At 70.7% G+C, this 14,155-nt stretch carries 10 protein-coding genes; 6 read left to right on the top strand and 4 right to left on the bottom strand.

What is annotated here, in order from left to right:
* The first annotated feature begins 99 nt into the window (after positions 1–99).
* The 4 genes from AC1DWC_RS02800 to AC1DWC_RS02785 all read left to right on the top strand — a co-directional run bounded on the left by AC1DWC_RS02800 (position 100) and on the right by AC1DWC_RS02785 (position 7,113).
* On the top strand, positions 100–1,467 hold the full coding sequence (locus tag AC1DWC_RS02800; RefSeq protein ID WP_477905952.1) for a hypothetical protein: 1,368 nt from the start codon (positions 100–102) through the stop codon (positions 1,465–1,467).
* On the top strand, positions 1,449–2,507 hold the full coding sequence (locus tag AC1DWC_RS02795; RefSeq protein ID WP_477905951.1) for a glutamate ABC transporter substrate-binding protein: 1,059 nt from the start codon (positions 1,449–1,451) through the stop codon (positions 2,505–2,507). The genes AC1DWC_RS02800 and AC1DWC_RS02795 overlap by 19 nt, the downstream gene beginning before the upstream one ends.
* Before the next feature lie 8 nt (positions 2,508–2,515).
* Positions 2,516–4,900, top strand: coding sequence for a serine/threonine-protein kinase (locus tag AC1DWC_RS02790; protein WP_477905949.1), 2,385 nt, complete (start codon positions 2,516–2,518; stop codon positions 4,898–4,900).
* A 146-nt stretch (positions 4,901–5,046) separates the two neighbouring features.
* Complete coding sequence (locus AC1DWC_RS02785; RefSeq protein ID WP_477905947.1) at positions 5,047–7,113, top strand: peptidase; 2,067 nt, start codon at positions 5,047–5,049, stop codon at positions 7,111–7,113.
* A gap of 7 nt (positions 7,114–7,120) precedes the next feature.
* Here AC1DWC_RS02785 and AC1DWC_RS02780 read toward each other — a convergent pair whose 3' ends face one another.
* Positions 7,121–8,311, bottom strand: coding sequence for an acetate kinase (locus tag AC1DWC_RS02780; RefSeq protein WP_477905945.1), 1,191 nt, complete (start codon positions 8,309–8,311; stop codon positions 7,121–7,123).
* The gene (pta, locus tag AC1DWC_RS02775; RefSeq protein WP_477905943.1) at positions 8,308–10,407 is read right to left on the bottom strand and encodes a phosphate acetyltransferase; all 2,100 of its coding nucleotides are present in this window, start codon (positions 10,405–10,407) and stop codon (positions 8,308–8,310) included. Before pta ends, AC1DWC_RS02780 begins: the two co-directional genes overlap by 4 nt.
* 162 nt (positions 10,408–10,569) lie before the next feature.
* Between pta and AC1DWC_RS02770 the strand changes: the two genes are divergently transcribed.
* Positions 10,570–11,751 carry a hypothetical protein gene (locus tag AC1DWC_RS02770; protein ID WP_477905941.1) on the top strand — a complete coding sequence of 394 codons (1,182 nt, stop codon included), beginning with the start codon at positions 10,570–10,572 and terminating at the stop codon, positions 11,749–11,751.
* Positions 11,738–12,358, top strand: coding sequence for a hypothetical protein (locus tag AC1DWC_RS02765; RefSeq protein WP_477905939.1), 621 nt, complete (start codon positions 11,738–11,740; stop codon positions 12,356–12,358). The genes AC1DWC_RS02770 and AC1DWC_RS02765 overlap by 14 nt, the downstream gene beginning before the upstream one ends.
* Positions 12,359–12,404: 46 nt before the next feature.
* On the opposite strand, the gene AC1DWC_RS02760 is transcribed toward AC1DWC_RS02765, so the two are convergent.
* Both AC1DWC_RS02760 and fgd read right to left on the bottom strand, forming a co-directional pair.
* The gene (locus tag AC1DWC_RS02760; protein WP_477905937.1) at positions 12,405–12,998 is read right to left on the bottom strand and encodes a suppressor of fused domain protein; all 594 of its coding nucleotides are present in this window, start codon (positions 12,996–12,998) and stop codon (positions 12,405–12,407) included.
* Between the two features lie 131 nt (positions 12,999–13,129).
* Entirely contained in the window at positions 13,130–14,137 is a 1,008-nt protein-coding gene (gene fgd / locus AC1DWC_RS02755; protein WP_072846182.1) for a glucose-6-phosphate dehydrogenase (coenzyme-F420), read from the bottom strand.
* Positions 14,138–14,155: the final 18 nt, after the last annotated feature.

The raw sequence follows: 14,155 nt of genomic DNA, 5'->3' as shown, positions 1-14,155 counted from the left end.
TTGGCCACAAAACATAGGCGAGTCACCGACCGCTCAGCGCGTTTACTGCTTATATGCTGCCCTGTATCAGGCACTCGGGCCAGATAGAAGGGGTGCGTGGTGGTTGATCGCGTCGCGCCGTCGACGGAGCCGCTGGGCGACGATCGTCCCGTGCCCGCCGCGACGCACCATCCGTCGCCGGACGTGCCCCGTCCGCGGCGATCTCGCCGCGTCCGCGCCTACCTGGGCACCACCCCCAGCAAGCTGCTCCTGGTGGCGTTCGCGCTCACCGTACTCTCGCTGGTCGCCGGCGGCGCCGCCGCCGTCCAGGTCTCGGACCGGGCGCGCACCCTCGACTCGCTGCTGACCCAGGTCGAGCCGCTCGCCTACGCCTCGCAGGACCTCTACAGCTCGCTGTCGATCGCCGATGCCGCCGCGACCACTGCGTTCATCTCCGGCGGCCTCGAACCCGCCGACGTGCGGGCCCGCTACACCCGCGCCGTCACCGACGCCGGCCAGGACCTGGTCGACGCGTCCGCGGGCATCTCCACCGCCGACGACACCGCCCACCGACTGCTCACCGACCTGTCCGTGTCCCTGCCGGTGTACACCGGTCTGGTCGAGACGGCCCGCAGCAACAACCGCATCGGGTACCCGGTCGGCGCCGCCTACCTGCGCGAGGCGTCGACGCTCATGCAGACCACGCTGCTGCCGCTGGCCGAGCAGCTGCACACCGCGCAGGCCGCGACCGTCGTGCAGACCCAGTCCGAGTTCGCCACCCCGCCATGGCTGTCCATCGGCCTGCTGCTCGCGTCTCTGGCCGCGCTGGTGGCGGCGATGGTCCTGCTCGCGCGGTGGACCCGCCGGACCCTGAACCCGGGACTCATCCTGGCCGCGGCCGCCGTCACCGCGCTGCTCGGCTGGCTGCTGATCGCCGGGCTGATCTCCTCGACCGCCACCGGCAACGCGCTCGAGCAGGGCGCACGGCCGCTGTCCACCCTGACCACCGCCCGAATCCTGACCCAGCAGGCCCGCGCCGACGAGACCCTCGCCCTGGTTCGACGCGACGTCAGTGCCCGCTACCACTCGCAGTTCGTCGAGCATCTCGACCGCCTGCAGGCGTTGCTCGACGAGTACGACCGCAGCGGGATGCAGGTCGGCGAGGACGAGATCGCGGCCGCCGCGGCGGCACGGACGGCCTGGGCCCAGGCACACGAGCGACTCGACGGGCTGCTCGCCGCCGGGGACTGGACCGGGGCGTCCGACATCGCGGTGGGCCCCGGCCAGCTCGACTCGGCGGCCTTCTTCTTCATCGCCGACAAGGAGCTCGACGCGGCCATCGAGGAGGCCAGGGCGGAGCTGCGCGGCAACCTGGTGCGGGCCCACTCCACCCTCGCCGGCCTGGCACCCGGCGCCCTCGTATTGTCGGCATTGGCGGTGGTCGGGATCGGGCTGGGTCTGTGGCCCCGATGGCGGGAGTACCAGTGACAGGGAACGGCAGGCGAGGACGGCGGATACTGGCCGCCGCGGTCGTCGCCGCGGCCCTGGCGGGCGTCCTGTCCGGGTGCGGCGGCCCCGACGACGTCTCCACGGCCACCGGTTCCACCCAGCCCGCGGCCACCCAACCCTCGGCCACCGCGCCCGTCGCCGCCAACCCCGAGGGCACCAACGCCCCACTGCCCGAGGGCGCGGCTGTGGCGCCCAGCCCCACCGGCCAACCCGTCCCCGAACAGTGCTCGAACCCCACCGCGAGCCTGCGCCCGTTCCCCGACGGCGCACCCGACAGCCCGACGCTGGACCGGATCCGCGCGCGCGGCCGACTGGTGGTCGGCCTGGACACCGGGAGCAACCTCTTCAGCTTCCGGGACCCGATCACCGGGTCGATCGAGGGATTCGACGCGGACATCGCGAGGGAGCTGGCGCGGGACCTGCTCGGCGACCCGAACCTGGCGGAGTTCCGGATCCTGCCCTCTGCGGACCGGATCCCTGCGCTGCAGGACCGCCTGGTGGACGTGGTGGTCAATACGATGACCGTCAACTGCGAACGCCGCGAGCAGGTCGACTTCTCCACCGTCTACTTCCAGGCGAAGCAACGCATTCTGGTCGCGCAGGGGTCCGGTATCCGCGGCGTCGCCGACCTCGCCGGCCGCCGGGTGTGTACCGTAACCGGCAGCACCTCGCTGACGCATCTGCAGCGCGCCCAGCCGGACGCGATCGTGCTCACCGTGCCGAGCTGGTCGGACTGCCTGGTTGTCCTGCAGCAGGGCCAGGTGGACGCGGTCAGCAGCGACGACTCTCTCCTCGCCGGGCTCGCATCGCAGGACCCGTACCTCCAGATCGTCGGCGAGAGCCTGAGCCCGGAGCCGTACGGCATCGGGATCAACAAGGACGACCCGGACCTGGTCCGTCTGGTCAACGCCAGCCTGGAGCGGATGCGGCAGGACGGCACCTGGTCACGGATCTACGACCGGTGGCTCGGCGTCCTCGGTCCCTCGCCCGGCCCACCCGTCCCCAACTACCAGGACTGAGCGCGAGAATGCGCGGAACACAGGATGACTCGGGCCAGAGCTCGAACCCCGCCGACGCCGTGACCGGGTCGTCCGAGCCGGCCGACACGGCGCCCTCTGAACCCACCGCCACCGCGCCGTCCGCCCCCACCGACGCCGCCACGGCCGCCGCACTGCCGCCCGCCTCCACCACCCGCGCATCCGGCCCCGCGGAGACCTCGGAGACCTCGGCGCCGGCCGGCCGGCCGTCCGCCCCCACCGGCCGCCGGTCTCGTTCACAGCGTTCCCGGACCTCGGTCCGACGCCGGCTCGGCGGCGGCCTGGTCGAGGTGCCCCCGGTAGCGGCGCCCGATCCCGCCGCCGTGGTGATGACCAATCCCGTTGTCGCCGAAAGCAAGAGGTTCTGCTGGAAGTGTTCGAACCCGGTCGGCCGCAGCGCCGCGGGCAGGTCCGAACCCGCACCGGCGGCCGGCATCTGCGCCTCCTGCGGCACGGTCTTCGACTTCACCCCGCTGCTCGCGGCGGGCGACCTGGTGGCAGGCCAGTACGAGGTGCAGGGCTGCATCGCCCACGGCGGGCTCGGCTGGATCTACCTCGCCGTCGACCGCAACGTGAGCGACCGCTGGGTGGTGCTCAAGGGCCTGTTGCACTTCGGTGACTCGGAGGCACAGACCGTGGCGCTGGCCGAGCGCCAGTTCCTTGCCGAGGTCGAGCATCCGGGCATCGTGAAGATCTTCAACTTCGTCGAGCATCCACGGCCGGACGGCAGCCCGATGGGCTACATCGTGATGGAGTACGTCGGCGGCAACTCGCTGCGCGAGGTGCTGAGTACTCATCCCCGGCCGGAGCGGATGCCGGTCGAACAGGCCATCGCGTACATGCTCGAGATCCTGCCCGCGCTGGCCTACCTGCACTCGATCGGACTGGCCTACAACGACCTCAAGCCGGAGAACGTCATGGTCACCGACGACCAGCTCAAGCTGATCGACCTCGGCGCGGTCTCCGGCATCGAGGGCTACGGCTACCTGTACGGCACGCCCGGCTACCAGGCGCCGGAGATCGTCCGGACCGGACCGACCATCGCTTCCGACATCTACACCGTCGGCCGAACACTGGCCGTCCTCACCCTCCAGATGCCTTCGGAAAAGGGGCATTACGTCGACGGGCTGCCGGACCCCGAGCAGGCGCCACTGCTGGCCGAGTACGAGTTCTTCCATCGCCTGTTGCTCCGCGCCACCAACTCCGACCCCAGCCGACGGTTCCAGTCCGCCGAGGAGATGGCCCGGCAGCTGCTCGGGGTGCTCCGGGAGATCCTCGCGCAGCAGACGGGTGAGGAACACCCGGGACTGTCCGAACTGTTCAGCCCCGCGCGGACCACCTTCGGCACCGACGAGGCGGTGCAGACCACCGACGTCTACGTCCACGGCCACCGCCAGAGCGTCGCCCTCGACCCGCTCGAGGTCACCGCGGCACTGGCCGTCCCGCTGATCGACCGGAGCGACCCCAGCGCGGCCCTGCTCGCCGCCGCGATCCACACCGAACCCCGCCAGACGCTGGACTCGCTGCGCCTGGCGAGGGAGAACGGCATCGAACGCGTCGCGGGCCCGATTGCGGCGGCGGTCACCCGGCAGCTCAGCCTGGTCGAGGCCAAGGCGCACATCGACCTGGGGGACGGCGCCGCGGCCCGGCAGGTGCTCGACGGGCTCGGCGAACCCGGGGAGCACTGGCGGGTGGACTGGTACCGAGGGATGGCGGCACTGGTCGAGGGTGACTTCGAGACGGCGATGAGCCAGTTCGATGCCACCCTGCAGGCGCTGCCCGGCGAGGCCGCACCGAAGCTGGCGCTGGCGGCCACGGCCGAGCTGATCCTCGAGCACTGGGAGAGCGAGGACCCTCCGCGGTGGCGCGCCTTCGCGGAGAACTACTACCGAACCGTCTGGCGCACCGACCGCGGGGCCGTGAGCGCCGCCTTCGGCCTGGCCCGTCAGCTCGCGGACCGCGGCGACACCGCGGGGGCGATCGCCGCGCTGGACCAGGTCCCACCCAGCTCGCGACATTTCAGCGTCGCCCGGATGACCGCGGTGCTGACCCGCCTGTCCGGCGCACCGATCGGCGAGATGGACGAGGTCGCACTGCGCGACGCCGCCCGGCGAGTCGCCCTGCTGCCGTCGGACGAGGGCCGGGCCCTCCAGATGCGCACCCTGGTGCTCGGCACCGCGCTGGACTGGGTGCTGCTCGGGCACACCGCCGACCCCGAGTTCGAACCGATCCTCGGGGTGCCGTTCACCGAGAAGGGGCTGCGCGCCGGCACCGAGGCCGGCCTGCGAGCACTGGCCCGCAACGCATCCGAGGCCGCCCACCGGTTCGCCCTGGTGGACATGGCGAACGCGGTGCGCCCCAAGAGCCTGTTCTGAGCGGCGCCGCCACCGACTCGAGCCGGCGTTCGGACGGCACCTGGGTGATGCCTGGGCGATACCTGGCCAATACCTACTGGACATCCGTCCATCCCGGCTATGCTTCCCGACGCAATCAGCTAACTGAATGGACGGGAAACGACAGCATGACCACCCTCCGGCGGGCTCGCCGACGCCTCGTGCAGGCACTGTCCGTTTCCCTCGCGCTCGCCGCCTCCTCGGTGGGCATCGCCGTCGCCCAGCCGGCCGATCCGCCCGAGGCCCTCGCCGGCAACCCCGTCTACGGCCTCGCCAACGGCTGCTACGCACTCAGGTCCGAGCAGACGGGGAACTTCGTCCGCCGCGCCGGCGACGGCTATCGCGCCGACGTCGCCGAGTCGGACGCCGAACCGTTCCGGCTGCACGCGGCCCAACTCGGCCGATTCATGTTCTACGGCCCCGGCGGCGACCTGGTCGCCCACGACGACACCCGCGCGGTCGTCTCGACGCGCGACGCCGTGGCGACGACGGACTGGACGGTGACCCACACCGCCGGCACCTACAGCATCACCGCCACCGCGAACGGCAGCCAACTGAGCACCGCGGACGGCGCGTTGACGCTTACCGACCCCGGCGCGAATCCTGCGGGCGGCCGGTTCACCGTGAGCCCGACCGGCGGCTGCGCCGACTTCCCCGACGCCGAGGTCAACGCCACCGGCACCCCGTCGACCGCCACCGGGCCGAACGGGGAGGTTCGCGGCTTCATCGACAACCACGTCCACCTCGATGCGTCCGAGTTCGTGGGCGGAAACGTGCACTGCGGCAAGCCCTTCGACCCGCAGGGCATCACCGCGGCCCTGCGGGACTGCCCCGACCACGGCAGCGACGGAATGCCCGCCCTGCTCGAGAACGTGCTCTCGCACGGCTCGCCGTTCACCGAGCACGACACCACCGGGTGGCCGACCTTCGCGGACTGGCCGGCCAACGACTCGATGACCCACGAGCAGACCTACTACAAGTGGGTCGAGCGGGCCTGGCGCGGCGGGCTGCGGATCTTCACCGACATGTTCGTCGCCAACCGGGTGCTGTGCGAGATGTATCCGACCAAACGCAACTCGTGCGACGAGATGGACACCGTCCGAATCCAGGCCGCGCAGGTGCGCGAGATGCAGGACTACATCGACGCCCAGTACGGCGGCCCCGGCCGCGGCTGGTTCCGGATCGTCAACTCGCCCGAGCAGGTCCGTCAGGTCGCCGCCGAGGGAAAGCTGGCCGTCACCCTCGGCATCGAGGTCTCCGAACTGTTCGGCTGCACCCTGCGCGGCGACGTGCCCCAGTGCACGGCGGAGGACATCGACCGCGGCCTCGACGAGGTCTACGCGATGGGCGTGCGGCAGCTCATCCTCACCCACAAGTTCGACAACGCGCTCGGCGGAACGCGATTCGACCCCGGCACCACCGGCATGGCAATCAACATCGGGAACTTCCTGGGCACCGGGAAATTCTGGCAGGTGGAGCCGTGCCAGGGTGCGGCGACGGACAAGACACTCGAGACGATCGCCCCGGCCGAGATCGCCGACATGGCTTCCTCACTGCCACTGGGCATTGCGGCGCCCACCTACCCGGACGGCCCGCACTGCAACACGCGAGGACTGACCGACCTCGGCGAGCACGCGGTCCGGGGCATGATGAGCCGCGGCATGATCGTCGACATCGACCACATGAGCGCCAAGGCATCCGACGCCACCCTGAAGCTGCTCGAGGCCGCCGACTACTCGGGCGTGGTGTCCAGCCACGGCTGGACCGACGAGACGAACGTCCCGCGCATCTACGCGCTCGGCGGGTTCGTCTCGCAGTACGCGGGCACCCTGCCCGGCTTCGTGGAGACCTGGCACGAGACGCGGGCACAGCGCAGCGACAACTACTACTTCGGCTTCGGCTTCGGCGCCGACACCAATGGATTCGCACCGCAGGTCGCACCCCGCGAGGACGCCGCCGAGAACCCGCTGCGCTACCCGTTCACCACGTTCGACGGCGGCACCGTGATGGACCGTCAGCGGACCGGGGACCGAGTCTTCGACGTCAACACCGACGGCGTCGCGCAGTACGGGATGATCCCCGACTGGATCGCGGACGCGCGCCTGGTCGCCGGTGTGGACGGCGACCAGCTCGTCGAGGACCTGAGCCGCGGCGCGGAGGCCTACCTGCAGATGTGGGAGCGGGTCGCGAGGTAGCGGGCCGCTACCGGGCGAACCGCAGGGCGGCGCGGGCGATGGCCAGCTCCTCGTTGGTCGGCACCACCAGCACCGCCACCGCCGAGTCGTCGGTCGAGATCAAGCGGGCACCACGGTCTTTCGCCGTGTTGCGATCCGGGTCCACCTCGATGCCGAGACCGGAGAGCCCGGCCAACGCGTCGGCCCGCACCTCCGCCACGTTCTCCCCCACACCGGCGGTGAAGGTGATCGCGTCGAGCCTGCCGAGCGTCACCAGGTAGGCGCCGATGTACTTGCGCAGCCGGTGCACGTAGACGTCGTAGGCCAGCACCGCGTCGGCGTCGCCCGTGTCGATCAACCGGCGCAGCTCGCGGAAGTCGTTGACCCCGCACAGACCCTTGAGCCCGGAACGGCGGTTGAGCAGGGCGTCGATCTCCTCCACGTCCATCCCGGCGCTGCGGTGTAGATGGGTCACGACGCCCGCGTCGATGTCGCCGCTGCGGGTCCCCATCACCAGGCCCTCGAGCGGGGTCAGGCCCATCGAGGTGTCGACGGCCCGTCCGCCCTCGATGGCCGACGCGGACGCGCCGTTGCCCAGGTGCAGCACGATCTGGTTGAGCTCACCCAGGTCCCGCCCCAGCGTCGCCGCAACCTGACCGGCGACGTACTCGTGCGAGGTGCCGTGAAAACCGTAGCGGCGCACCGAATGCTCGCGGGCGACGTCCCGGTCGACGGCGTAGGTCCGGGCCCGCGCGGGCAGCGTGTGGAAGTACGCGGTGTCGAAGACCGCGACGTGCGGCACGTCGGGCAGTTCCCGCATGGCGCCCTCGATGCCAGTCGCGTTGGCCGGGTTGTGCAGCGGCGCAAGCTCGGACAGTCGGGATATCTCGGCGAGCACCTCGGGGGTGATCTCGGTCGGCTGGTAGAACACCTCGCCGCCGTGCACCACCCGGTGCCCCACCGCGGCGATGCCCGCGGACGCCAGGTCCAGCCCGACCTCGGCCAGCATCGAGAACGCCTGCCGCAGCCCCTCGGAGTGGTCGGCGATCGGCCCGCGGTGCTCGGTGTCGACGCCACCGTGCCGCAGCTTCACCAGCCCCTCGGGCTCGCCGATCCGCTCGACGATGCCGTCCGCGACGGCGTCCCCGGCGTCCGGGTCCACGAGCTGGAACTTGATCGACGACGACCCCGAGTTGATGACCAGGACAGAGCCTTTCACGACTCCCCCTTCTTCGCGGACTGGCCCTGCGCCTGGATGGCGGTGATGGCGACGGTGTTGACGATGTCCTCGATCAGCGCACCCCGGGAGAGGTCGTTGACCGGCTTGTTCAGTCCCTGCAGCACCGGGCCGACGGCGACCGCGCCGGCGCTGCGCTGCACCGCCTTGTAGGTGTTGTTGCCGGTGTTCAGGTCCGGGAAGACGAAGACGGTGGCCCGGCCCGCCACGTCCGAGCCCGGCATCTTCGCGCTGGCGACCGTCGGTTCCACCGCGGCGTCGTACTGGATCGGACCCTCCACCAACAGGTCCGGCCGCCGCTGACGGACCAGCGCGGTGGCCGTGCGCACCTTGTCCACGTCCGCGCCCGAACCCGAGTCGCCGGTGGAGTAGGAGAGCATCGCGATCCGGGGGTCGATGCCGAACTGCGCGGACGTTCGCGCGGAGGAGATCGCGATGTCCGCGAGTTGTTCGGCCGTCGGGTCGGGCACCACCGCACAGTCGCCGTACGCCAGCACGCGGTCGGCCAGGCACATCAGGAAGATGCTCGACACCGTCGACACCCCGGGCTCGGTCTTGACGATCTCGAAGGACGGGCGGATCGTGTGCGCGGTGGTGTGCGCGGCGCCGGAGACCATGCCGTCGGCAATGCCCTTGTGCACCATCATCGTTCCGAAGTAGGAGATGTCCGCCATCACCTCGCGGGCACGTTCGAGGGTCATGCCCTTGTGCGCCCGAAGTCGGGTGTACTCGGCGGCGAACTCCTCGGTGTACTCGCAGTCCCTCGGGTCCAGCACCGTCGCGGCGGCCAGGTCGACGCCGAGTTCGGCGGCGCGGCGGCGCACCGGGCCCTCCTCGCCGAGGATCGTCAGCTCGGCCACCTGCCGCTGCAGCAGCCGGCTGGCGGCGCGCAGGATCCGGTCGTCGTTGCCCTCGGGCAGCACGATGTGTCTGCGGTCCGCGCGGGCCCGCTCGATCAGCTGGTACTCGAACATCTGCGGCGTCACCACCTCCGGGCGCGCCACCTCGAGCCTGGCCAGGAGTTCCGTCGAGTTCACCCGCTGCTCCATCAGACTCAGCGCGGTGTCCACCTTGCGCTGCGATCCGACCGCGACCCGGCCACGGGTGCGGGCGGCGGCCGACGCGGTGTCGAACGTGCCGAGCGTGGTCTGCAGGATCGGCAGCCTCGGCCGCAGCCCGGCCATCAGCTTCGCCACCGCCGGGTGCGGGCGCAGGCCACCGTTCATGATGATCCCGGCCAGTGACGGAAAGCCTTCCGCCTCATGCGCGTTGACGACGGCCAGCAGCACGTCGGACCGGTCGCCGGGCGCGATCACCACCATGCCCTCGGCGAGCCGCTCGAGGATGTGTTCGGCGGTCATCCCGCCAACCATCACCTGCAGGACCTCCCGCTGCAGCAGTTCGCTGTCGCCGCTGTACATCTCGCCGTCGACTGCAGTGAGCAGCTCGTCCATCGTCGGCGCCACCAGCAGCGGGACCTCCGGCAGGCTCCACGCCGGCACCCCCAGCGGGGCCAGTGCCGCGGTGACCTCGTCGAGTCGCTCGGGGTCGCAGCGGTTCGCCACCACCCCGACCAGATGCGCGTGCTGGGCCCGCAACTCGGACGCGCAGATCTCGCCGAGCTTATGGACCTCCTCCGGGCTGCGTTCGGAGCCGCGGAGCGCGAGCAGCACCGGCGCGTCCAGGTTCACCGCGATGCGCGCGTTGAAGCCGAGCTCGGTGGGACTGCCCACGTCGGTGTAGTCGCTGCCGACGATCACCACGGCGTCGCACTGCTGCGCGACCGCGTGGTAGCGGGCGACGATCTCGCTGATCGCCAGCTCCGGATCCGCGTGCACCTGTTCGTAGGTCACGCCGAGGCACTCGTCGTAGCCGAGCTCCGCGGTGGTGTGGGCCAGCAGCAGTTCCAGGATGTAGTCCGGCTCCTCGGTGGAACGGGCGATCGGCCGGAACACCCCCACCCGGGCGGCGCTGCCGGCGAGCATCTGCAGGATGCCGAGTGCGACCGTCGATTTTCCGGTGTCCCCTTCCGGGGAGGCGATGTAGATGCTCGAGAGTGCCGATTCGCCGGAAGCCATGGCGTCCACCCTAGTGGTGCGGATCGTGGTCCTCCGACGGCCACAGCCGCTCGCCGCGGCGCCGGAATCGGGTAGTCGTCTACTCGTGCCCGATCCGGCACACGGTGGCAGTGTCGTTCTCAGGCTCGATCGGTGTGATCTGGCCCCAGGGGATGAATGTCGATGCGAACTGCATCCTGGTCGATGATGCCCGTGTTGGCCGGCGCGGTCTTGGCGCTGGCGCTGGGCGTCTTCGGGCCCGCACCGGGGGCTACTCTGCCGCAGTCGGTCGCTGCGGCGGCGCCGAGCACCGAACCTGGCCCCGTCGACCCCGTCGACCCGGTCGAGCCCGTCGACCCGGTCGACCCCGTCGACCCCAGTGACCCCGTCGACCCCGTCGACCCCGGTTGCTGCGCGGCGGCAACGCTCACGCTGGACCCGGCCGAGGCGCCGGTGGGCGAGACCGTAAACGCACGCATCACCTGCCCCTATTCGTCCAGCAGGAGATCCGCTGTCGACATGTCCTCCACCAACGTGACGATGAGACCCTCCGGAACCCTCATTTCCGTCACCGGATCGGTGCAAGTCGAGTCCAATGAATTGATTCTCGAGGGATCGTTCACGGTGCCGGATGTCGAACCTCGGGAATACTCACTCTCCACGGAATGCGGTGGGCGAGCTCAGTTCACCGTGACCGAGGTACCGTCCGATCCGATCCTGACGGTCTCGCCCGATCACGGTGCCCCGGGTGCCAAGGTCGTGTTCCACGGGACGAATTTGCCCCGGTGCACCCAATCGTGGAGCGTCACGCTCGACGGAGCCGTACTGGGCAACGTCACCCAGGACGGCGACACCTTCGACCAACCCACCACGGTCCCGGCGAAGGCCGTCCCGGGTGGCCAACTGGCCCGGATCGAGTGCGCGAGCCCCGAGGCGTCCGCACAAGCCGACTTCGAGGTCGAGTCCGGCCCCAGCACCAGTACTGGCCCCGGCCCCGGGCCCGGCCCCGGCAACAAGACCACAACCACGACGAAGAAGGTGTCGTCGACAACGACCACCGATCAGCCGATTACAGCCACCGACGAGAAGGTCGCACCCGACTCGGAGGGCGACCCACAGTTCGCCCCGATCGCCGTGGCGGGATTGACCTCCGTCGCCGCGGCCGTGGGCGCCGGGTTCATGGCGCGGGCCCGACGGGCCCGGCGGTGGCTGAACGAGCACGTGGACACCCAGCCGAGGCCGGCGCCGCCCGCCGTCGCGGTCGACCCGCCGCCGGGGCAGGTGCGCGGCCGGTCCGTGCGACTCGAGCCCCGGGGAGACGCCGGCCACCAGATCACCGAGGAGAACGGCCGTGACCAGAACTGAGATCGTGCCCAGGTCGACCCTGCGCGCCGCGGTGTTCGGGCAGGAATCCGACGATGCCCTCACCGCACGCATGAAGCCACACGTGCCGCCGACCGGGATGACCCCGGCCCGGGTGACCGGGACACGCTCGGTGCCGCGCTCGACGCTACGGCTGATCGACAGCCGGATCCTGTCCACCGCGTTGCGGTTCCTCGATCAGGACCCCTGCCCCCTGCTGTTGTCCGGCGTGAAACGCTTCCGGGCCCTCACCGAGGCCGCGCGCGTCACCGCGGCCGCGCCCGGGCGGGAGGAGGTGGTGATGCTGGTCGATCCCTTCCGCGTCACCTCCGAGCACCGACCGGAGGTCGCGCTGCTCGTTGACGGCACCGAGGTCGCCCTGATCGCTTTCGACCTGCGGGTTGCGTTCGCCATGTGCGAGACGGCCGTCGCGGTGCGGCTCGGGGCCATCGATTCCGTTGCCTGCGAGGCAGGGTCGCTGACCGTGGACCTGTCCGTCCCCGGCGGCGAGCACCTGCTGCACGGTGAGGCCAAGTACTCGGTGCGGCGCGAGGTGCGGCCGCCGATCACGATTCCACTGGTCGATCCTCGCGCACAGGTGCATCACTGATGCATGCGCCGACCGCCCGGTAGCGCTTCGGGCACACGCCCCGCGCTCAGACCACCGGTGCCCGGTTGATGTCGGAGACGTCGGCGCCGGCCTCCTCGAGCCGCCGGAACAGCGCGTCCGGGCCGCTGTTCGACGCGAAGTCGAGTTCGCTGTCGCTGATCGGCACGGCCTGCAGCCAGGTGGTGACACCGTCGTCGTCCTCGACCAGGATCTCGAGGTCCGGCCAGATGAACGGGGCCACCAGCAGGGCGTGTCGCATCGCGGCGTCGGGGTCCACCTCGCGGACCGCGTTGGGGATGATGCAGTTCGGTGTCACGTGGAACGAGCCTGTCGCGATCGCGAAGGCGCAGCGGGCCAGCACGTCCGCGAGCGGGCGGTAGTCGGCGCGGCCGACGGTGACCAGCTCGGTGCGGATCTGGGAGCCGTCGTCGGTGGTCACGTTGGTGGGGAAGCGTGCCATGTCCAGGGTCGAGTAGGACGCGTACCCCGGCCCCGGGCAGCCGTCGCCGACCGCAATCGTCACCTCGTCGGGGCCCTCCCCCTCCGCGGCCTCCGGGTCGACGGCATTTCGGAACTTGAGCACCCGGGTGGCCTCGCCGAAGACGAGACCGATGCGGCGGGCGGATTCCTTGGCGTCCATGAGGGACAAGCCTAGTGATCCACCCGCCGCCGACTTGGCTCAGGCCAATGCACGCGCCCGGGTCAGGCGAGTGCGCGCGCCTGGGTCAGGCCAATGCGCGCGCCTGGGTCAGGCCAATGCACGCGCCTGGGTCAGGCCAATGCACGCAGCCGCGGCTCCAGGTCGCGCTGGAACAGGTCGAGGAAGCGGCGCTGGTCGTGGCCCGGCGCGTGGAAGACCAGGTGGTTCAGGCCCGCGTCGGTGTACTGCTTGACCTGCTCGACCGCCTCGTCGGGGTCGGACGCGACGATCCAGCGCTTGGCGACCTGCTCGATCGGCAGTGCGTCCGCCGCGGCCTCCATCTCGATCGGGTCCTCGATGCTGTGCTTCTGCTCGGGGGTCAGCGACAGCGGCGCCCAGAACCGGGTGTTCTCCAGCGCCAGTTCGGGGTCGGTGTCGTAGGAGATCTTGATCTCGATCATCTTGTCGATCTCGGCGACGTCGCGCCCGACCTTCTCCGCACCCTCCGCGACCGCGGGCAGCAGCTTCTCGGTGTAGAGGTCCATGCCCTTGCCGGAGGTGCAGATGAAGCCGTCGCCCGCGCGGCCCGCGTACCGCGCGACGACCGGTCCGCCGGCCGCGATGTAGACCGGGATGCCGCCCTCGGGCACGTCGTAGATCGAGGCGCCGGTGGTGCGGTAGTACTCGCCCTCGAAGTCGGTGCGCTCGCCGGTCCACAGCGCACGCATCAGCTGCACCGACTCGCGCAGCCGCGCGAAGCGCTCCTTGAACTCGGGCCACTCGCCCTGGTAGCCGGTGGCGATCTCGTTGAGCGCCTCGCCCGTGCCGACGCCGAGCATGACGCGGCCCGGGTACAGGCAGCCCATGGTCGCGAACGCCTGCGCCACCACCGCCGGGTTGTACCGGAACGTCGGGGTCATCACCGACGTGCCCAGCTGCAGCGTCGTGGTGCGCTCGCCGACCGCGGTCATCCAGGACAGCGAGAAGGGCGCGTGGCCGCCGTTGTGCCGCCACGGCTGGAAGTGGTCGGAGACCGTCGCCGAGTCCATGCCGTGCGCCTCTGCAGACACCGCCAGTTCGACGAGCTCGCGCGGGCCGAACTGTTCCGCGGACGCCTTGTACCCGAGCTTGAGAGCCACCGTTCCTCCTCTTGGAAA

Source organism: Rhodococcus sp. P4_C10, assembly GCF_056402135.1.
The sequence above is the reverse complement of the archived record's forward strand: the minus strand, read 5'-3'. Positions and strand labels throughout refer to the sequence as shown.